Source organism: Microbacterium sp. (assembly GCF_051953575.1).
GTDB lineage: Bacteria > Actinomycetota > Actinomycetes > Actinomycetales > Microbacteriaceae > Microbacterium.
Genome location: NZ_JBQCIP010000307.1, coordinates 1 through 20,058 on the forward strand (window position 1 = coordinate 1; position 20,058 = coordinate 20,058).

The following is a 20,058-nucleotide window of genomic DNA, read 5'->3' on the forward strand; positions in this document are numbered from 1 at the left end:
GCGATCGCGAAGATCCACACGTAGATCACCGGCACGACCGACCACAGCCGGTCGATCCACGATGTCTCTTTCGTGACGAGCGACATGAACCAGCAGAAGGCCGCTGCGATGCCCGCGACGATGAGGACGAGGAGGAGGGGATCCATGAGGTCAGGCTAGCGCGCCCGGGCGACATCCGGCGTCATCGCGGTTGCCTGTGGTCGGACCACACAGTACAGTGGTCAGACCACACGGCGCGGACGCCGTGACTGAGCATGGATGAGGAGATCCGTGACCGGGACCCCCACCCCACCCGCAGCGCGCGCCTGGCGCATCGTCCTCGAGAGCATCGAGAGCGATCTGCTCGACGGCACCCTCCGTCCGGGCGACCGGCTGCCGCCCGAGCGCGAACTGTCCGCGAGCCTCGGCGTCGGCCGCTCCAGCGTGCGCGAGGCGCTGCGCGTCCTCGAGGTCATGGGCCTCATCCGCACCGGCACCGGCTCAGGGCCCACCTCCGGCGCGATCATCATCGCCACGCCCCGAGGCGGCATGTCGGCGCTCCTGCGGCTCCAGGTCGCGGCGCAGGGCTTTCCCTTCGACGACGTCGTCGCCACCCGTCTCGTGCTGGAGTCGGCCGTCGTCGAGGCGCTCGCGGCCGACCCTGCGCGGACGACGCGCGACGCGCGCGACATCCTCATCGCGATGGACGCCGACGATCTCACGACCACCGAGTTCCTCGCCCTTGACGCGCAATTGCACCTCGCACTCGCCGAGGCGTCCGGGAACGTCGTCATCGCCGCGATGATGGCGGGTCTGCGCACCGCCATCGAGTCGTACGTGCAGGCCGGCGCCGCGCGCATCGCCGAGTGGGATGCCGCAGCCGCCCGCCTGCGCCGCGAGCACCACGCCATCCTCGACGCCGTCGACGCGGGCGACGGGGCGCTCGCGCGCGCCCTCGTCCACGACCACATCGCCGGCTACTACGAGGCCGCGGGGCTGGAGCCCTCGGCCGCCGGCATCCCGAATCCCACGCATCCCTGACCCACCGGAGAGGTCCCCATGGTCACCCGCCAGTTGCCCAAGCCCGCCGAGCTGCTCGAGCTGATGCAGTTCAAGAAGCCCGAGCTCGACGGCCGCAAGCGCCGCCTCGACGCCGCGCTCACGATCTACGACCTGCGCGCGATCGCCAAGCGCCGCACGCCCAAGGCCGCGTTCGACTACACGGACGGTGCCGCGGAGGGCGAGCTGTCGCTCGCCCGCGCCCGCCAGGCGTTCGAGGACGTCGAGTTCCACCCCGACATCCTGCGTCCGGCCGAGAACGTCGACATGTCCACCGAGATCCTGGGCGGTCCGTCGGCCCTGCCGTTCGGCATCGCGCCCACCGGCTTCACGCGCCTCATGCAGACCGAGGGCGAGACCGCCGGCGCCGGCGCGGCAGGGGCCGCCGGCATCCCGTTCACCCTCTCCACCCTCGGCACGACCTCGATCGAGGGCGTGAAGGCCGCGAACCCGAACGGGCGCAACTGGTTCCAGCTGTACGTCATGCGCGACCGCGAGATCTCGTACGGGCTCGCGCGACGGGCCGCCGCCGCAGGCTTCGACACACTGCAGTTCACCGTCGACACCCCGGTCGCCGGCGCCCGCCTGCGCGACAAGCGCAACGGCTTCTCGATCCCGCCGCAGCTCACCCTCGGCACGATCGTCAACGCGATCCCGCGGCCGTGGTGGTGGTACGACTTCCTGACCACTCCGAAGCTCGAGTTCGCATCGCTGTCGACCACGGGCGGCACGGTCGGCGAGCTGCTGGATGCCGCGATGGATCCGACGATCAGCTACGACGACCTCGCCGTCATCCGCGACATCTGGCCGGGCAAGATCGTCGTCAAGGGCGTGCAGAACGTCGCCGACTCGAAGCGGCTCATCGACGCGGGGGTCGACGGCATCATCCTGTCGAACCACGGCGGACGCCAGCTCGACCGGGCGCCCATTCCGTTCCGGCTGCTGCCCGAGGTCGTCCGCGAGGTCGGCAAGGATGCGACCGTCATGGTCGACACCGGCATCATGAACGGGGCGGACATCGTCGCGTCGATCGCGCTCGGGGCGAAGTTCACCCTCATCGGCCGCGCGTACCTCTACGGTCTGATGGCCGGCGGGCGCCAGGGCGTCGACCGCACGATCGCCATCCTGCGCAGCGAGATCGAGCGCACGATGAAGCTCCTCGGCGTCTCGTCGATCGCCGAGCTCGAGCCGCGTCACGTCACGCAGCTGCAGCGGCTGGTGCCCGTGGCGGCGCCGGTCGCCACCTCTACGCCCCGCGCTCCGCGGGCCTCGGCCGCGCGAGCCAAGGTCTGAGACCGGTCGGGATCCGCGAAAGGGTATGTCTCCGCGCGGCGACGTCGCGCGGAGATGTGCCCTTTCGCGATTCCGGCGGTGAGGATGCCGTCGTCAGACGCGCACCGGGAGCGTGGGGATCAGCGCCTCGAGGTAGGTGACGGTGTCTTCCCAGCCGTCGACCGCGTGGCAGCGCACGCCCATCGCGAGCACCGGGTAGTCGTTGCCGTCGGGGTCCAGGCGGTCGCCGACGAACAGCATGTCGTCGAGGCTGATGCCGGTCTGCTCGGCGAGCTGGCGCATGCCGTACGCCTTGTCGATGCCGCGCTCGGTGATGTCGACCGACGTCGAACCGCCCGAGCGCACCTCGAGGTCGGGCAGGAGCGCCGCCACCGCCGCGCGCAGCGTGTTCTTCTTCTCGCCGGTGGGGTCCCACGCCGACTTGGCGGCGACGGGAGCCTGCTGCCCGAGCGCCGAGAAGGTGATCTGCGAGCCGCGATCCTCGAGGATCGCACCCCACGTCTCGGACTCCCAGAGCCCCAGGCGGCGTGCCTCGTTCTCGACGGCTGCGAGGGCGCGCGACTTCTGGTCGTCGGTCAGCGACCGCTGGTAGATCGTCACGACGTCGTCAGCCGACAGGCGGTAGTACTGCGTGCCGCACGTGGGCAGCAGGTGCAGGCGCGCGCGGGCGTCGACGGCATCCGAGGGGAGCCGGTCGACGACCTGCATCGTGAACTGGGCGAGCTGGCCGCCCGAGATGACGGCCACCTCGACGCGCTCGGCGAGGGCCACGAGCAGCTCGCCGATGCGGGCGTCGATCGGGCTCTTCGACGGTGCGAGGGTGTCGTCGAGATCGAAAGCGACGAGACGAGGAGCGATATCTGCCACGGTGCCGTTCCCTTTCATAGGAAGAGGCTCCGCCGTGCGGCGGAGCCTCTTTGCTGTCGGGGTGACAGGATTTGAACCTGCGGCCTCTTCGTCCCGAACGAAGCGCGCTACCAAGCTGCGCCACACCCCGTTTTGCAACCCTCCGAGTCTAACCGATGGTCAGGGGTGCTGTTGACCACCCCGGGGAATCAGCGTCAGCAGCGACGCCTCCGGGCGGCACGCGAAGCGCACCGGGGCATAGATCGAGTGCCCGAGCCCGGCGCTCACGTTGAGCGGCACGGTGCGCCCGAGGTGCGTCCATTCGCTCAGCCCGCGTGCCTGGTTCAGCGGGATGTCGCAGTTCGCCACCAGTGCCCCGAAGCCGGGCACGCGCACCTGCCCGCCGTGGGTGTGGCCCCCGAAGATCGCGTCCGCCCCGAGGTCGACGAACTCGTCCAGCACCCGCCGGTAGGGCGCATGGGTGACGCCGATGGTGAGGTCGTGCGTCCCCAGCCCCGTCACGAGGTCGGGGAGCACCTCCAGCCGGTCCCACCCGCGGTGGGCGTCGCTCACGCCGAACGCGCCGATGCGCAGGCCGCCGGCATCCAGCGATCCCGCCCGGTTGTTGAGGTCCAGCCAGCCGAGCTCGTCGGTGAGGTAGCGGTCGAGCGCGTCGGTGTCGAGGGGCTCCGACGCGTGCTTCACCTTCGACGGACCCGTGAAGTACTTGAACGGGTTGCGCGGCGACGGCGCGGCGTGGTCGTTCGAGCCGTGGACGAAGACCCCCGGGACGCCGCGCAGCGGGTCGAAGGCGCTCCGCAGGCCGCGCAGACCTTCCGCGTGACCCATGTTGTCGCCGGTGTTCACGATGAGGTCGGGCTGCAGCTCGGCGAGGGCGGCGATCCACTGCTGCTTGCGGTGCTGCCACGGCGCCATGTGGGCGTCAGACAGGTGCAGCACGCGGATCGGCGCAGCGCCCTCGGGGAGCACCGGCACATCGTGGAAGCGGACGGTGAACAGGTAGCGCTCGATTCCGACGCCCCACACCGCGGCGCCGAGACCGACCGCCCCCACCGTGCCGAGCACGGTGAGGGCGGTGCGAGCGGATGCGGTGGGCACTATCCGTTGCCGCCGTTCCCGCGGCCACCGCCACCGCCGCCGCAGTCGGCTGCGGTGTAGTCGACGGTGATCGAGGCGTTGCGGTTCACGACGGTGCCCGCGGCGGGATTGGTGCCCTTCGCCTTCGGATCCTTGGAGCCGTCGGTCGTCGGCGTACAGGTGCCGTCGCCGACGTTGCCGAAACCGGCCTGCCGGAGCGTGCGCTTCGCATCGTCGAGCGAACGTCCCGACACGTCGGGGACCGAGATGCCGGCCCCGTTGCTCGGGCTGATCGTGACGGTGGTTCCGCCCGCGACCTCGCCGGCGCCGGGGTTCTGCGCACCCACGGAGCCCGCCGGCTGGTTGGAGTCGACCTCGGGCCCGACCTCGACCGTGAAGCCGGCCTCTTCGAGGGTCGCCTTGGCGGCGTCCATCGTCATGCCGAGCACGTTGGGGAGCTGGACCATCTGCACCTTGGTGAGCGCGTTGTCCGGGGCCGCGAACTGCCCGCCGGGGTACACCTTGTCGACGGTGCGCTGAATCGCCTTCGAGATGACGAAACGGGCATTGCGGAACCCGGCCTTGAACACATCGCCGTTCCCGTCGGCGTTGCCGACCCACGTCGCGGTGGCCACCGACGTGCTGGACTGGATCAGCCAGGTCTGCTTCGCCTCGTGGGTTCCGGTCTTTCCGATGGTCACCGTGCCGTCACCGGGGGCGCCGGGGCTGCCGCTGCCGCCCGCCATGACGCCCTTGAGGGCGTACGCGGCCGTCGCCGCGACGTTCGGTGCGATCACCTGCGAGCAGGTGCGCTGCGGCTTCGCGATCTCGTTGCCGTCGGCATCGGTGATCCGGTCGATGACCTGGGGCTGGCAGTACATGCCGTTGTTGGCGACCGTCGCGTACGCACTGGCCATGGCCATCGGCGAGACCTCGTTCGTGCCGATCACGGAGGTCAGCGTCTTCATGGCGACTTCCTCGCCATTGCCACGGGTCACGCCCATGCGCGTCGCGACGTTCTTGATGTCGCAGAGGTCGAGCTTCTCCGCCATCGCGAAGAATCCGGTGTTGAGCGAGTCCTTCGTGAAGCGCATGGGGGTGCCCATGTAGCCCTTGTTGTTGTCGAAGTTCTTGATCAGGTCGTTGGAGAAGTTCGTCCAGTCGCCCTCGCAGGAGTTCTTCAGCTTCTTGAAGACGTGCAGCGTGCCGTTCAGGGTCTCGTTCACCGAGTGCCCCTTCTCGAGCCAGTCGATGAGCGTGAAGAGCTTGAACGTCGAACCCGCCTCGAAGCCGCCCGAGTTGCCGAACTTCGAGTCACCCGCGAACACGAGTGACGAGTAGTTCCAGTCGTTCGAGACTGCCGACTCCTCGCTGAACACCGTGTTCTGGGTGATGGACAGCACGCGGCCGGTGGTGGCTTCGATGCTGACAGTGGCGGCGCCGAAGCGGCCACCGCTCGAGTCCTTTGCCGGCGGCAGCGTCGGGTTCGCCGGTGCATTCTTGTTGACGGCCTCCTGGGCGGTCGCCTGAATGCGCGGATCGAGGGTCGTGTACACGTTCAGGCCACCGCGGTCCAGCAGCTGGCGGCGCGCTTCGGGGGTCTCGCCGAACGCCGGGTCGTTCAGGATGGTGTCCTTCACGTACTGGCAGAAGTACTCCTTGCCGGCCGCGTTGACGCAGCCCGTCTGGGCCTTCACGACGTTCGGGGTGATGGGCCACACAGCCGCCTCGACGTACTGCTCGCGGGTGATCTTGCCATCGTCGAGCATGCGGCTCAGCACGTAGAGCTGGCGTACCTTGGTCGAGGTGTACCCGTCCGCGGCGGCGAACTTCTGCTCCTCGGTGATCTCGCCGGACTTCACGAGGTTGTCGAGCGCGACGAGGTTCGCGCCCTCGTCGATGACGCCGTCGGGTGCCTTGTTGAAGGTCGTGACACCGTCGGAACTGACGATCGAGCCGTCCGGCTTGTCGATCCGGTAATTGTTCGGGTTCTGCACCATGCCGGCGAGCGTCGCGGCCTGCGCGACCGTCAGATTGGCTGCGGAGGTGCCGAAGTACTGACGCGCGGCGGATTCGATGCCGTACGTGACGCCGCCCCAGTTGGCGATGTTCATGTACCCGAGCAGGATGTCGTTCTTCGAGTACTTCTGCTCCAGCGAGATGGCGTAGCGCATCTCCTGTAGCTTGCGCGTGTAGCCCTCCGGCCCCTTCGCCGTCGTCGCGTCGGTCCAGCAGTTGAGCAGCGCCTTCTCGCGGCTCACCTTGACCTTCTGCGTGCCGTCGTCGTTGAGGACGACTTTGCCGTCCTTGTCGGTCTCGAACTCCGTCTTGGCGCTCTGCTCACACTTCTGGATCAGCACATTCTTGACGTACTGCTGGCTGATCGACGACGCACCCTGGGTCTCGCTGCCGCCCTTGGCGTTGGAGAGCAGTGCGCGCGCGGTGCCGATGAGATCGATGCCGCCGTGCTGGTAGTAGCGCGGGTCCTCACTGGACAGCAGCGCGTCGTACATGACGGGTGCGATCTGGTCGAACTCCACCGGAGTGCGGTCCTGCTCCAGGAACTTCGTCATGAGTTCCGGCTGACCCGAATCGGGGTTCGTGTAGTAGAAGTTGCTCGGGGTCATGAGCTTGTCGATTTCGAGAACACTCGGAAGGTTGTCGAACATCGTGATCGCGCGCTCTGCCGCGGTGCTCGTGATCGCGACCGCGGGGGTGACGGTCGCGGCGATGAGGACACCGGCTGCGGCACTGAGGCCGACGAGACCGGCGAGTCCGCCGAGCACGCCGGTGGCCGTGCGTTTGGTATCAGGCATAGGGTTGATCGTAGGGGAGATACCTGGGCGATCCATCAAGGACTCTCAGCCCGTAAAGGCGTTTCCCAGCCTTCGCCAGCCCGTCCTTTCCGCACACTCGAGGAGTCGCGATGACGACGTGGGAGTACCTCACCACGCCCCTTCTGATCCATAACACCGCTGCGATCCTCAACAACTGGGGCAAGCAGGGCTGGGAGCTCGTGCAGGTCGTCCCCGGCCCCGAGGGCGGACTGGTCGCGTACTTCAAGCGGCCGTCGGGTGGCGGCCAGCAGAATGCCGGGCTGGATGCCGCCGCCCAGGCCGCACGTCAGTTCGAGGGGGAGTGACCGTGGCCGTCAGCGAACGTCTTGCCGAGCTCGGCATCGAGCTGCCTTCCGTCGTGCCGCCGGTCGCCGCGTACGTTCCCGCCAAGGCGCACGGCGACCTCGTCTACACCGCCGGCCAGCTGCCGATGGTCGCGGGCGCGCTTCCCGCCACCGGCAAGGTCGGCGACGGAGACGGCCTCGTGCCCGCGGACGACGCGAAGGGCTACGCGCGTCAGAGCGCCCTGAACGCCATCGCCGCGGCGGCCGCGGCCGTCGGCGGAGTGGACCGCCTCACCGGCGTGCTCAAGGTCACCGGCTTCGTCGCCTCGGTTCCCGATTTCACCGGCCAGCCGGGCGTCATCAACGGCGCGAGCGAGGTGCTCGGCGAGATCTTCGGCGACGCGGGGCGCCACGCGCGCTCTGCCGTCGGCGTGCCCGTCCTGCCGCTGGACGCTCCGGTCGAGGTCGAGGTCGTCTTCTCGTTCGCCTGAGTCGACGCCCGTCGCACACGACAGAGGGGATGCCGCAGCATGAGGCTGCGGCATCCCCTCTTCTCGTCGTTACTTGACCTGCGCAGAGATCACCGACATCACGGCGGTGTCGGCCAGCGTCGTGGTGTCGCCGACCTCGCGGCCCTCGGCGACGTCGCGGAGCAGGCGGCGCATGATCTTGCCCGAGCGGGTCTTGGGCAGCTCGCCGACGATGTAGACGTCGCGGGGGCGTGCGATCGGACCGATCTGCTCGCCGACCCACAGCCGCAGGCTCTGCGCGAGGCCGTCGGGGGAGTGGGCGTCGAGGTACGACTGCTTGATGATGACGAACGCGACGACCGCCTGGCCGGTGGTCTCGTCGGAGGCGCCGACCACTGCCGCTTCGGCGACCGCCTCGTTGCCGACCAGCGCCGATTCGATCTCGGTCGTCGACAGGCGGTGGCCCGACACGTTCATGACGTCGTCGACGCGGCCGAGCAGCCACACGTCCCCGTCGTCGTCGAGGCGTGCGCCGTCGCCGGCGAAGTAATAGCCCTGCTTCTGGAACTTCTCCCAGTAGGTCTCGACGAAACGCTCCGGGTCGCCCCAGATGCCGCGCAGCATCGACGGCCACGGCTCGGTGATCACGAGGAGGCCGCCGTTGCCGTTGCCGACGTGCGTGCCGTCCTCGTCGACGACGTCGATCGAGATGCCCGGGAGCGGGACCTGCGCCGAACCGGGCTTGGTCTCGGTGACGCCCGGCAGCGCCGACACCATGATCGCGCCGGTCTCGGTCTGCCACCACGTGTCGACGATCGGCGCCGTCTTGCCGCCGATGATCTTGCGGTACCACATCCACGCCTCGGGGTTGATGGGCTCGCCCACCGAGCCGAGCAGGCGCAGCGACGACAGGTCGAACTGCTTCGGGATCGCGCGGCCGAGCTTCATGAACGAGCGGATCGCGGTCGGGGCGGTGTAGAGCACGGTCACGCCGTACTTCTGCACGATCTCCCACCAGCGGCCGGGGTGCGGGGCGTCCGGCGTGCCTTCGTAGAGCACCTGCGTGGCGCCGTTGGCGAGCGGGCCGTACGTCACGTAGGTGTGGCCGGTCACCCAGCCGATGTCGGCCGTGCACCAGTACACGTCCGTCTCGGGGTGGATGTCGTGCACGACCTTGTTGGTGAAGGCCGCCTGCGTGAGGTACCCGCCGGAGGTGTGGAGGATGCCCTTGGGCTTCCCGGTGGTGCCCGACGTGTAGAGGATGAACAGCGGGTTCTCGGCGGGGAACGCCTGGGCCTCGTGGTCTCCGGATGCCGCCGGGACGACCTCGTGCCACCACAGGTCGCGGCCCTCCGACCAGTCCACCTCGTTGCCGCCGCGCTTGACGACGAGCACGTGCTCCACGGTCTCCTGCACGCCTGCCCCGCGGTCGCCGAGCGCGAGATCGACGGCGGGCTTGAGCGCCGACACCTTGCCCTTGCGGTAGCCGCCGTCGGCGGTGATGACGAGCTTCGCTCCGGCGTCGTCGATGCGGGCGCGCAGGCTGTCGGCCGAGAAGCCGCCGAAGACGACCGAGTGGATTGCGCCGATGCGGGCGACGGCGAGCATCGAGGCGACCGCCTCGGGGATCATCGGCAGGTAGATGGCGACGCGGTCGCCCTGGCCGATGCCGAGGCCCTCCAGCACGTTGGCGAGGCGCTTCACCTCGTCGGTGAGCTCGGCGTAGGTGACGCGTCGCTCGTCACCGGGCTCGCCCTCCCACAGCAGCGCGACGCGGTCGCCGAGGCCGGCCTCGACGTGACGGTCGAGGCAGTTGTAGGCGATGTTGAGCTCGCCGTCGGCGAACCACTGGGCGAAGGGCGGGTTCGACCAGTCCAGCACCTCGGTGAAGGGCTTGTGCCAGTGGAGCTCGCGCGCCTGGTCGGCCCAGAAGCCCTCGCGGTCGGCCTTCGCGCGGTCGTACAGATCGGCCGTCGCGACCGCGTTCGCCGCGAACTCGGGCGACGGCGCGAAGCGCCGATCCTCGGTGAGCAGGTGGTCGATCTGGCTGCTGGCGGCGTGCGTGATCGGGTTCTGTTCGCTCATGGGAGCGCGCTCCTTTGCGGGCTTGAGGGAGGCCGAGGGATGTCGGCGAGTCTGCCAGGAAATGTACCCATCCGGCCCTGCGGCGACTACCCCCGATAGTAGGTGGCGCGGGTGACGCGCGGCCCGACCGATATATCAGTGAGAATCCTCTCCTTTTGTTTTGTTCGGACTCCTACCTCCCCTATGCTGGCCGATGGCCGAACATTCGATTCTGGCATTGCGGCACCCGACGTCACCCCCCGAATTCGGGTCCGCGCACGGCGGCATCCCATTCCCCCCATGGGATGCCGCCTTTATTTGTGGGAGCGGTCCTTCCCGCCCGTCGGCGGGAAGGACCTTCTCCTCCACAGCGGGGAGCGGCGTCCGGTCTTCCACCGACCGCCGGATCCGTGGTCGACGCCCGCGTGGCCGCTCCTAGCGTCGGAGCATGTCCACGCCGTTCACCGTCCGCCCCCGCTCCGGCGCTGCCGTGGCGAGGGTGGTCGGCGAGGGGACGGATGCCTCGCGCCCGTCGGTCACCGTGGCCGGTGAACGGGCGACCGGGCGAGGCACGGCCGTGTGGGTGCCGCAGCGGGATATCGAGACTCCAGGGGCTTCCCGGCCGGAGTCTGCGGCGCCGGCGCCCTCGGACGACGATGCCGTACTGGCGGCGTTGCCGGCCTCATCGACGGGGGAGCGGCATCCCTCGCTCGCCCCCTTCGCGGCGTACCTCGACGACCCGACGGTCACCGACCTCTTCGTCAACGGGGCGGCGGGACTCTTCGTCGACCGCGGGGCGGGCGCGGTGGCGGCGCGGGAATGGCGCGCGACAGAAGAAGAGGTGCGCGACCTCGCCGTCTCCCTGATCGGGCACGGCGGCAGGCACATCGACGATGCGGCGCCGTGCGTCGATGTGAGGCTCGACGGCGGTATCCGCGTGCATGCGGTGCTGCCACCGGTCGCACCCGAAGGCACGGCGATCTCGATCCGCGTCCCCCGCCTGACGGAGCCGAGTTTGGACGACCTGCGGCGTGCGGGGATGTTCGACGAGACGATGCGGCGGACGCTGGCCGATGCGATCGCGCGCCGGGCGAACCTGCTGGTCACGGGCGCCGCCGGCGCGGGCAAGACGACCCTGCTGGCAGCGCTGCTCGGTGAAGCGCCCGACCACGAGCGCATCGTCACGATCGAGGACGTCGCCGAACTGCGCATCGCGCATCCGCATCACGTTCGACTCGAAGCGCGTCAGCCGAACCTCGAGGGCGCGGGCGGCATCGGCCTCGCCCGGCTCGTCCGCGAGGCGCTGCGCATGCGACCCGATCGGCTCGTCGTCGGCGAGTGCCGCGGCGACGAGGTGCGGGAACTGCTGTCGGCGCTCAACACCGGCCACGACGGCGGCGCCGGCACCGTGCACGCGAACGGGCTGCACGACGTCCCGGCGCGGCTCGAGGCGCTCGGCGCGCTCGCCGGGCTGGATGATCGCGCCCTCGCCCGGCAGGTGGCCAGCGCCATCGACCTGGTGCTGCACGTCGAGCGCGGGCCGGACGGCATCCGGCGCATCGCGGCGATCGGCCGCCCGGCTGTCGGCGCCGACGGCAGGCTCGCCATGGCGTCGCTGGACGGCGAGGGGCCGTGATGCCCGTCCGACGGCGGCGCCGGCGCGGAGGCGCCAGCGCCGCGAGGGAGCCCGGCGCCGAGGCGGTCGCGACGACGGTGCTGAGCCTCGCGGTGCTGCTGCAGGCCGGCGTCGCCCCGGCGCGCGCGTGGACCCATCTCTCCCAGACCGGCGACGAAGCGGCGGCGCGGATCGTCGCCGCGCTCGCACACGACACCCCGCTCGCCGCGGCGATCGCCGAGGTCGGCGGCAGCGCCTGGCGGGAGGTCGCCGTCGCGTACCAGGTCGCCACGACCGTCGGCGCGCCGCTCGCCGCCTGTCTGCGCAGCCTCTCCGCCGCCCTGAGCGATGCGCAGGAGGCGGCCGACGACGTGCGGGTCGCGCTCGCCGAACCGGCGGGCACCGCGCGACTCATGGCCTGGCTGCCGCTCCTGGCTCTCGCGCTCGGCGCCGCGCTCGGGTTCGACACCTTCGTCACGCTCGTCGCCACGCCGCTGGGCCTCGCATGTCTCGTGGCCGGAGCTCTGCTCATCGTGGTCGCGCAGCGGTGGACGGCACGTCTCGTCCGTGCCGCACGGGACGCCGGCGGGGTGCCGGGGCTCGACGCCGAGCTCATCGCCATCGCGCTGACCGGCGGCGTGTCGATCGAGCGGGCGCGCGCGGTCGTTGCCGACGCGGGTGCCCTGCGGCATCCCGGCCACGCCGCGACCTCTCCACCTGACACGCCGGACGACGTCGTCGAAGCCGTGCTCGCACTGTCGCGTTCGGCCGGGGTGCCCGCCGTCGAGCTGCTGCGGGCCTCTGCTGCCCACGCCCGCCACCGTGCCCGCGTCGAGGGCCGCCTCCGCGCGGCACGGCTCTCGACCCGGCTGCTCGTCCCGCTCGGCGTCTGCACGCTGCCCGCGTTCCTCCTGCTCGGTGTCGCCCCCATGCTCCTGAGCGTCATGTCGACCATGTCGCTGTCGCTCTGACCAGACCGTGCCCAGAACATCTCATCTGACCGAACGGAGAACCGATGTCCCCGCGACACACCCACCCCCTTCCCCTCCTCACCCGTCGGCGCGCCGCGCGGCTGTTCCGTCCTTCGACCGCCGGCGGCGGATGGGGCGACGACACCGGCGCCGCCACCGCCGAGTACGCCATCGCGACGATGGCGGCCGTGGCCTTCGCGGGGCTGCTGGTCGTCATCATGCGCAGCGACGAGGTGCGCGGCATCCTCACCGATCTCGTGCGCCGGGCGCTCACGGTCGCATGAGGCCCGCGCGAACCGGCGACGGCCGACGCCGGCGACCGCCCGACGATCGCGGCTCGGTCGTCGCCGAGTTCGCGATCGCCCTTCCCGCGGTCGCGATCGTGCTGGCGCTCGGCGTCGGCGCGCTCGCAGGAGCGTCCAGACAGGTCCGGCTGCAGGATGCGGTGGCGGATGCCGCTCGCCTGAGCGCACGCGGCGAGCCGGCGTCCCGGGTGACCGGGGCCGTCGTCGCGGCGGTGGCGGAGGCATCCGTCGAGATCTCGCCGCGCGGCGACCTCGTCTGCGTGCGCGCGACCGCTCCGGCGCTGCTGGGCCTGCGCGTCAGCGCGTCGGGCTGCGCACTGGCGGGCGGACTGTGACCCGGTCCGGTCGCCGCCGACCCACGAGAGGAGGGAGCCGATGCCGGGATCCCTGGCTTCCGTCGGGGTCATCGCGGGTGCGGTGATCCTCACGGCCGGCCTCGCCGCGATCGGCACCGCATCCGTCGCCGGGCAACGGCTCGCGTCGGCAGCGGATGCCGCCGCGCTCGCCGCCGCGGATGCGGCGTCCGGTGCGGTGACCGGCGTCCCGTGCGAGCTCGCGGACGAGGTAGCAGGCACTTTCGGGGCCCACGTGGAGTCCTGCGACCTCGACGGGCTCGTCGCGACCGTGACCGTCGAGTTGCGCGTCGGACCGGTCGCCACACGCGCCTCGGCACGGGCCGGACCCCCGCCGTGATCCGGGGCTCACAGCCCGCACACCGAGAAGTGGCGTGTATGGTTTGCGACGAAGAAAGGACGCCCCCGTTGGCAGAAGGCAAGAAGCTCGTCATCGTCGAGTCACCGACGAAGATGAAGTCGATCCAGGGGTACCTCGGCGACGGCTACGAGGTGCTCAGCTCGGTCGGCCACATCCGTGACCTCGCAGACAAGAAGAGCATCCCGGCAGACAAGAAGCAGGCCTACGGGAAGTACTCGATCGACATCGACAACGGCTTCGATCCCTATTACGTCGAGAGCGAGCGCGGCAAGAAGACCGTCGCCGAACTCAAGCGCGCGCTGAAGGGGGCGGACGAGCTCCTGCTCGCCACCGATGAAGACCGCGAAGGCGAGGCCATCGCGTGGCACCTGCTGCAGACGCTGAAGCCGAAGGTGCCGGTCAAGCGCATGGTGTTCCACGAGATCACCAAGGACGCGATCCAGGCAGCCGTCGGCAACACGCGCGAGCTCGACCTCGCGCTCGTCGACGCGCAGGAGACCCGCCGCATCCTGGACCGCCTGTACGGCTGGGACGTCAGCCCCGTGCTCTGGTACAAGGTCCAGCAGGGCACATCCGCCGGCCGCGTGCAGTCGGCCGCGACGCGCCTGGTCGTCGACCGGGAACGCGAGCGCATGGCCTTCGTGTCCGCGTCGTACTGGGACATCGAGGCGCTCGCCGCCCCGAACCGCCCGCAGGGACTCGACGAGTCGTTCTCGACGCGCCTGGCGCGCGTCGACGGCGCCGTACTCGCCCGTGGCACCGACTTCGACGACCGCGGTGAGCTCAAGAAGGCCGTGCTGGTCCTCGACGAGGCACAGGTGCGCGAGCTCGCGGCCGCCATCGAGGCTGCCGGCGAGGCATCCGTCACCGCGCTCGAGTCCAAGCCCGGCACCCGCAGCCCCAAGCCCCCGTTCACGACCTCGACCCTCCAGCAGGAGGCGGGTCGCAAGCTCTCGATGAGCGCCAAGCACGCCATGGGCGTCGCGCAGCGGCTCTACGAGAAGGGGTTCATCACTTATATGCGCACCGACTCGACCGCGCTGTCGACGCAGGCCGTGCAGGCCGCGCGCGAGCAGGCGGTCGCGCTCTACGGCGCGCCGTCGGTGCCGCTCAACCCCCGCACCTACCGCAACAACAGCAAGAACGCGCAGGAGGCGCACGAGGCGATCCGCCCGTCGGGCGAGACCTTCCGCACGCCCTCGGCGGTCTCGGGCGAGCTCGACCGCGACGAGCTGCGGCTGTACGACCTCATCTGGAAGCGCACGATGGCCAGCCAGATGTCGGACGCGAAGTACGAGACGACCACCGTGACCCTCGAGGTCACGGCGGGCGGGCGTCGCGCCGAGTTCACCGCCTCGGGGACCGTCTACACGTTCAAGGGCTTCCTCGAGGCGTACGAAGAAGGACGCGACGAGAAGCGCAGCGACGCCGACAAGTCCGACGACCAGTCGCTTCCCGCGATGGCCGTCGGCGACGTGCTGCGGCTGCGCGACGTCGAGCCCAAGAGCCACGCGACGAGCCCGAAGCCCCGCTACACCGAGGCCTCGCTCGTCAAGGCGCTGGAAGAGAAGGGCATCGGCCGTCCGTCGACGTTCGCCAGCATCATCGACGTGATCCTCAACCGCGGCTACGTCACCAAGCGCGGCCAGGCGCTCATCCCCAGCTGGCTCGCGTTCAGCGTCGTGCGACTGCTGGAGCAGCACTTCGCCGATCTCGTCGACTACGACTTCACGGCGGCGCTCGAAGACGACCTCGACGCCATCGCCCGCGGCGAGCAGAAGCGGCAGGACTGGCTGCAGGAGTTCTACTTCGGCTCGACCGACCACGTCGGCCTGCGCAACATCGTCGACAACCTCGGCGAGATCGACGCCCGCGCGCTGAACTCGACGCCCATCGGCGACGTCGCGACGCTGAGGTTCGGCAAGTACGGTCCGTATCTCGAGGTCCCCGACAAGACGAACCCCGAGGCCGAGCCGCGCCGCGTCAACATCCCCGAGGACCTGGCGCCCGACGAGCTGACGCCCGCCAAGGCGCAGGAGCTGATCGACGCGCCGGTGGCGGGCGACCGCGTGCTGGGCGAGAACCCCGCCAATGGCAAGCTCGTGCTCGTGAAGGACGGCCGTTTCGGTCCGTACGTGCAGGAGGCCGACCCGCCGGCCGCAGAAGAGGTCGACGAGGCCACCGGCGAGGTCGTGGCCGTCGAGCCGGAGCCGGCGCCAAAGAAGCGCGGCGCGAAGAAGGAGGCCGCGCCCAAGCCGCGCACCGCCTCGCTGTTCAAGTCGATGTCGGTCGACACGATCGACCTCGACACCGCGCTGAAGCTCCTCGACCTGCCGCGCACCGTCGGCATCGATCCCGAGACCGAGACCCCGATCACGGCGCAGAACGGCCGCTACGGCCCGTACCTCAAGAAGGGGACGGACTCGCGCACGCTGCAGAGCGAGCAGCAGATCTTCGACATCACCCTCGAAGAGGCCCTCGCCGTGTACGCGCAGCCCAAGTACGGCGCCCGCGGTGCGAGCTCGGCGCTCAAGGAGTTCGAGGCGGACCCGACCAGCGGCAAGCCGATCAAGCTCAAGGACGGCCGCTTCGGCCCCTACGTCACCGACGGCGAGACCAACGCGACGATCCCGCGCGGCGAGAACGCGATGGAGGTCACGTTCGAGCGCGCCGTCCAGCTGCTCGCCGACAAGCGTGCCAAGGGACCGGCGAAGCGTCCCGCGGCCCGCCGCACGACGACGCGCAAGCCCGCGGCGAAGAAGAAGTGAGCGCCGGCGGCCTGTTCATCACCCTCGAGGGCGGCGACGGCGTCGGCAAGACGACGCAGGCCGCGCTCCTGGAGGAGTGGCTGACGGATGCCGGGCGCACCGTGGTGCGCACGCGAGAGCCCGGCGGCACCGAGGTGGGCGTGCTCATCCGCGACATCGTGCTGCATCACCGCGGCGAGGTGTCGCCGCGGGCCGAGGCGCTGCTGTACGCCGCGGACCGCGCGCACCATGTCGAGACGCTGGTGCGTCCGGCGCTCGCGCGCGGCGAGGTCGTGATCCAGGACCGCTACCTGGACTCCTCCGTCGCCTACCAGGGGGCGGGCCGGGTGCTGGGCCGCGACGAGGTGCGCGACCTGTCGCTGTGGGCCGCCGAGGGACTGCTGCCCGACCTCACGGTGCTGCTCGACCTCGATCCGGTCGCCGCGCGCGCCCGCCTCGACGCCGACGACAAGCCGTTCGACCGCCTCGAGGCTGAGAAGGAGCACTTCCACGCGCGCGTGCGCGAGGAGTTCCTGGCGCTCGCGGCCGCCGAGCCGGGCCGGTTCCTGGTTCTCGACGCCTCGCGGCCGGCCGACGAGCTCGCCGCCGCCGTGCAGGCGCGGGTCGCGACGCTGCTGTCCTGAACGTCTGCGCCGAGTCGCCCGATCGTGCCCGACGTTGTCGGTCGCACGCTTTAGGCTGAGCGGGATGGATGCCGCGACCTCACCCGTACCCGCCGCCTCGGCCGAGGTGCCGTGGGGCGACGTGTGGGGTCAGGATGCCGCGGTCGCGGCTCTGCGCGAAGCCGCGAACGATCCCGCCGCGATGACGCACGCCTGGCTCATCACCGGCCCGCCCGGCTCGGGGCGCTCGACGCTCGCCCACGCCTTCGCGGCGGCTCTCATCGCCGAACCGGGGGATGAGCGGACGATGCACCAGGTGCTCGCCGGCACCCATCCCGATCTGACCGCCCTGCGCACCGAGGGCGTCATCATCTCGATCAAGGACGCGCGCTCCCTGGTCGAGAGGTCGTACTTCGCGCCGTCGCTCGGGCGCTATCGCGTCATCGTCATGGAGGACGCCGACCGCATGACCGAGCGCACGTCCAACGTGCTCCTCAAGGCGCTCGAAGAGCCGCCCGAGCGCACCGTGTGGATCCTGTGCGCTCCGAGCGACGCCGACCTGCTGCCCACGATCCGCTCCCGCGTCCGCACCCTGCGCCTGCGCGAGCCCGACGTCGCCGATGTGGCCGAGCTCATCGTCCGCCGCAGCGCCGTCGATCCGGCGATCGCCGAGCAGTCCGCCCGGCATGCGCAGCGCCACATCGGCATGGCGCAGCGGCTCGCGACGGATGCCGCGGCCCGTGCCCGCCGCGACGCCACCCTCCGCGGCGTGCTGGGGGTGCGGGGCGTAGGGGATGCCGTCGAGGTCGCCGGTGCGATCGTCGCCGCCGCGACCGATGACGCCAAGGCGCTGACGGCCGAACGCGACGAGGCCGAGCGAGCGGCACTGCTGCGCACGCTGGGCATCGTCGAAGGCGCCGCGATCCCTCCCGCCGTGCGTTCGCAGCTGTCGGCGCTGGAGGACGAGCAGAAGCGTCGTGCCACCCGGAGCCTGCGCGACGGGATCGATCGCGTGCTGACCGACCTGGAGTCCATGTTCCGCGACGTGCTGATGCTGCAGTTCGGCCGTGGCGGCGACGCCGGCGACGCTCTCATCAACCGCGAGCTCGAGCCCGACCTGAGTGCGCTCGCCACGGCGTGGACGCCCGACCGCACGCTCACCGTGGTCGACAGGATCCGCGTCACGCGTGAGAACCTCGAACTCAACGCCGCCCCCGCGCTCGCCCTCGAGAGCATGCTCGTGACCGTCGCGAGCGGAAGGACACCGTGAACGCCAGCCGTCCCCGCAGCACCCGCCGCCCCCGTCTGATCGCCCGTGCCGCGGCTGCGCTGGCGGGGCTGGTCGTGGCATCCCTCGCCCTCAGCGGGTGCCTCTACGCCATGATCCCCGAGAGCACGCCGCGCCCGACCTCGAGCAAGGCGCCGGACTCGGAGGGCGTGGATGCCGACCTGCTGCCTTACTACGAGCAGACCGTCGACTGGTCCACGTGCAACGGCACGTTCGACTGCGCGACCATCACCGCGCCGCTGGACTGGTCGGATCCCTCGAAGGGCGACATCGACCTCGCGCTGATCCGTCACCGTGCCGAGGGCGGCAGCGAGCCGATCGGCTCTCTGCTCACCAACCCCGGCGGACCGGGGGCGAGCGGCATCGCGCTCGTGCGCGACTCGGTGACGTACGCCGTCGGCCAGCCCGTGCGCGACCGGTTCGACGTGATCGGGTTCGACCCGCGCGGTGTCGGCGAGTCGACGGCCGTCACGTGCTACGACGCGACCGACATGGACGCGTACCTCTTCGACATCCCCGCGAACAAGCGGGGGACGGATGCCTGGACCGACGAGCTGCTCGCGAACCACAAGGCGTTCGGCGAGGCGTGCGACGCCCACAGCGACGGCATCCTGCCCTACATCACGACCGACAACGCGGCGCGCGACATGGATCTGATGCGGGCGGTGCTGGGCGACAAGGAGCTGTACTACCTCGGCTACTCGTACGGCACCTTCCTCGGCGCGACGTACGCCAAGCTGTTCCCCGAGAAGGTCGGCCGTCTCGTGCTGGACGGCGCGATCGACCCGTCCATCCCGGGCCTCGACGTCGGCATCTCGCAGGCCGTCGGCTTCGAGTCCGCCCTGCGCGCGTACATGGCCGACTGTCTCACCGACAAGGACTGCCCGTTCCGCGGCACCGTCGACGAGGCGATGGCCGACCTGGGCACGCTGCTGGCGAGCGTCGACCGCAGCCCGATCCCGAACGCGGACGGCCGCAAGCTCGGCGCCGACTCTCTGATGACGGCGATCGTCGCGGCCCTGTACTCGCAGGACAGCTGGAACTACCTGACCCAGGCGCTCAGCGACGTGCTGGGCGGCGACGCGAGCGTGGCGTTCCAGCTCGTCGACTTCTACTACAACCGCCAGGACGGCACTTACCTCGACAACCAGACCGAGGCCTTCCGCGCGTACAACTGCATGGACTACCCCGTCGATGCGACCGACGAGCAGCAGGCCCAGGCCGATGCGCTGCTCGCGGCGGAAGCGCCGACGATCGCCCCGTACTGGGACGGGCCCGACCCCTGCGAGGTCTGGCCGTACCCGGCCACGGGCGTGCGCGAGCGCATCACGGCAGACGGCGCAGCCCCGATCGTCGTCGTGGGCACCACGAACGACCCCGCGACGCCCTACCAGTGGGCGGTGTCGCTGGCCGACCAGCTGTCGTCCGGTGTGCTGGTGACCCGCGTCGGCGAGGGCCACACCGGCTACAACAAGGGCAACTCGTGTGTCGACGACGCCGTGAACACGTACCTGGTCGACGGCACGCCTCCCGAGGACGGCCTGCGCTGCGAGTGATCCCGCAGACGGGAACGGGGTGGATGCCGCATCGGCATCCACCCCGTTCTGCTCGAGTCGTCAGCGCCGCAGCACGCGACGGGCGAGCGCGTTGCCGAGGAACTGCACGGCCTGCACGATCACGATGATGACGAGCACGGCCGCCCACGTGACCCACGGGTTGAACTGCTTGAACCCGAAGACGATGGCGAACTCGCCGAGGCCGCCCGCGGCGACGGCGCCGGCGATCGCCGTCATGTCGACGAGCGCCACCACGATGAACGTGTAGCCGAGGATGAGCGGGCCGAGCGCCTCGCGGGGCAGCAGCCG

Annotated in this window: 17 protein-coding genes, 1 tRNA gene and 1 pseudogene; 13 read left to right on the forward strand and 6 right to left on the reverse strand. The window is 70.5% G+C overall.

Features of this window, described 5'->3' with window-relative positions; all coding sequences use genetic code 11:
- The first annotated feature begins 258 nt into the window (after positions 1 to 258).
- Positions 259 to 1,020, forward strand: a complete 762-nt coding sequence (locus tag ACTHNQ_RS19670; protein ID WP_440335615.1) for a FadR/GntR family transcriptional regulator — start codon at positions 259 to 261, stop codon at positions 1,018 to 1,020.
- An 18-nt stretch (positions 1,021 to 1,038) separates the two neighbouring features.
- Positions 1,039 to 2,331 carry an alpha-hydroxy acid oxidase gene (locus ACTHNQ_RS19675; protein ID WP_440335616.1) on the forward strand — a complete coding sequence of 431 codons (1,293 nt, stop codon included), beginning with the start codon at positions 1,039 to 1,041 and terminating at the stop codon, positions 2,329 to 2,331.
- Between the two features lie 93 nt (positions 2,332 to 2,424).
- On the opposite strand, the gene ACTHNQ_RS19680 is transcribed toward ACTHNQ_RS19675, so the two are convergent.
- The 4 genes from ACTHNQ_RS19680 to ACTHNQ_RS19695 all read right to left on the reverse strand — a co-directional run bounded on the left by ACTHNQ_RS19680 (position 2,425) and on the right by ACTHNQ_RS19695 (position 7,091).
- The gene (locus ACTHNQ_RS19680) at positions 2,425 to 3,216 is read right to left on the reverse strand and encodes an HAD-IIB family hydrolase (protein WP_440335617.1); all 792 of its coding nucleotides are present in this window, start codon (positions 3,214 to 3,216) and stop codon (positions 2,425 to 2,427) included.
- A 38-nt stretch (positions 3,217 to 3,254) separates the two neighbouring features.
- Positions 3,255 to 3,328, reverse strand: a tRNA-Pro gene (locus ACTHNQ_RS19685).
- Between the two features lie 29 nt (positions 3,329 to 3,357).
- The gene (locus tag ACTHNQ_RS19690) at positions 3,358 to 4,296 is read right to left on the reverse strand and encodes a metallophosphoesterase (RefSeq protein WP_440335618.1); all 939 of its coding nucleotides are present in this window, start codon (positions 4,294 to 4,296) and stop codon (positions 3,358 to 3,360) included.
- Entirely contained in the window at positions 4,296 to 7,091 is a 2,796-nt protein-coding gene (locus tag ACTHNQ_RS19695) for a transglycosylase domain-containing protein (protein WP_440335619.1), read from the reverse strand. The genes ACTHNQ_RS19690 and ACTHNQ_RS19695 overlap by 1 nt, the downstream gene beginning before the upstream one ends.
- 110 nt (positions 7,092 to 7,201) lie before the next feature.
- Between ACTHNQ_RS19695 and ACTHNQ_RS19700 the strand changes: the two genes are divergently transcribed.
- Both ACTHNQ_RS19700 and ACTHNQ_RS19705 read left to right on the forward strand, forming a co-directional pair.
- A complete protein-coding gene (locus ACTHNQ_RS19700; RefSeq protein ID WP_018172641.1) occupies positions 7,202 to 7,417 on the forward strand; it encodes a DUF4177 domain-containing protein in 216 nt (71 codons plus the stop codon).
- 2 nt (positions 7,418 to 7,419) lie between these two features.
- Positions 7,420 to 7,887: a RidA family protein gene (locus tag ACTHNQ_RS19705; protein WP_440335620.1), complete on the forward strand. Its 468-nt coding sequence runs from the start codon at positions 7,420 to 7,422 to the stop codon at positions 7,885 to 7,887.
- Positions 7,888 to 7,956: 69 nt separating this feature from the next.
- Here ACTHNQ_RS19705 and acs read toward each other — a convergent pair whose 3' ends face one another.
- The gene (gene acs, locus ACTHNQ_RS19710) at positions 7,957 to 9,951 is read right to left on the reverse strand and encodes an acetate--CoA ligase (RefSeq protein ID WP_440335621.1); all 1,995 of its coding nucleotides are present in this window, start codon (positions 9,949 to 9,951) and stop codon (positions 7,957 to 7,959) included.
- Between the two features lie 427 nt (positions 9,952 to 10,378).
- Here acs and ACTHNQ_RS19715 point away from each other — a divergent pair, with 427 nt between their 5' ends.
- From ACTHNQ_RS19715 to ACTHNQ_RS19755, 9 genes are all read left to right on the forward strand, one after another.
- Positions 10,379 to 11,566 carry a TadA family conjugal transfer-associated ATPase gene (locus tag ACTHNQ_RS19715; RefSeq protein ID WP_440335622.1) on the forward strand — a complete coding sequence of 396 codons (1,188 nt, stop codon included), beginning with the start codon at positions 10,379 to 10,381 and terminating at the stop codon, positions 11,564 to 11,566.
- The gene (locus ACTHNQ_RS19720; RefSeq protein ID WP_440335623.1) at positions 11,566 to 12,516 is read left to right on the forward strand and encodes a type II secretion system F family protein; all 951 of its coding nucleotides are present in this window, start codon (positions 11,566 to 11,568) and stop codon (positions 12,514 to 12,516) included. Before ACTHNQ_RS19715 ends, ACTHNQ_RS19720 begins: the two co-directional genes overlap by 1 nt.
- Before the next feature lie 44 nt (positions 12,517 to 12,560).
- The gene (locus ACTHNQ_RS19725; RefSeq protein ID WP_440335624.1) at positions 12,561 to 12,800 is read left to right on the forward strand and encodes a DUF4244 domain-containing protein; all 240 of its coding nucleotides are present in this window, start codon (positions 12,561 to 12,563) and stop codon (positions 12,798 to 12,800) included.
- Positions 12,797 to 13,156 (forward strand): TadE family type IV pilus minor pilin, encoded by a 360-nt coding sequence (locus tag ACTHNQ_RS19730; protein WP_440335625.1) that lies wholly within the window; start codon positions 12,797 to 12,799, stop codon positions 13,154 to 13,156. Before ACTHNQ_RS19725 ends, ACTHNQ_RS19730 begins: the two co-directional genes overlap by 4 nt.
- A gap of 40 nt (positions 13,157 to 13,196) precedes the next feature.
- Entirely contained in the window at positions 13,197 to 13,514 is a 318-nt protein-coding gene (locus tag ACTHNQ_RS19735) for an Rv3654c family TadE-like protein (protein WP_440335626.1), read from the forward strand.
- 68 nt (positions 13,515 to 13,582) lie between these two features.
- Positions 13,583 to 16,303: a type I DNA topoisomerase gene (topA, locus tag ACTHNQ_RS19740; RefSeq protein WP_440335627.1), complete on the forward strand. Its 2,721-nt coding sequence runs from the start codon at positions 13,583 to 13,585 to the stop codon at positions 16,301 to 16,303.
- Positions 16,300 to 16,926, forward strand: a complete 627-nt coding sequence (gene tmk, locus ACTHNQ_RS19745) for a dTMP kinase (protein WP_440335628.1) — start codon at positions 16,300 to 16,302, stop codon at positions 16,924 to 16,926. The genes topA and tmk overlap by 4 nt, the downstream gene beginning before the upstream one ends.
- Before the next feature lie 64 nt (positions 16,927 to 16,990).
- Entirely contained in the window at positions 16,991 to 18,175 is a 1,185-nt protein-coding gene (locus ACTHNQ_RS19750; RefSeq protein WP_440335629.1) for a DNA polymerase III subunit delta', read from the forward strand.
- Positions 18,172 to 19,749, forward strand: coding sequence for an alpha/beta hydrolase (locus ACTHNQ_RS19755; RefSeq protein WP_440335630.1), 1,578 nt, complete (start codon positions 18,172 to 18,174; stop codon positions 19,747 to 19,749). Before ACTHNQ_RS19750 ends, ACTHNQ_RS19755 begins: the two co-directional genes overlap by 4 nt.
- A gap of 60 nt (positions 19,750 to 19,809) precedes the next feature.
- On the opposite strand, the pseudogene ACTHNQ_RS19760 reads toward ACTHNQ_RS19755, so the two are convergent.
- Positions 19,810 to 20,058 (reverse strand): annotated as a pseudogene (locus ACTHNQ_RS19760) (ABC transporter permease); the annotation flags it as partial.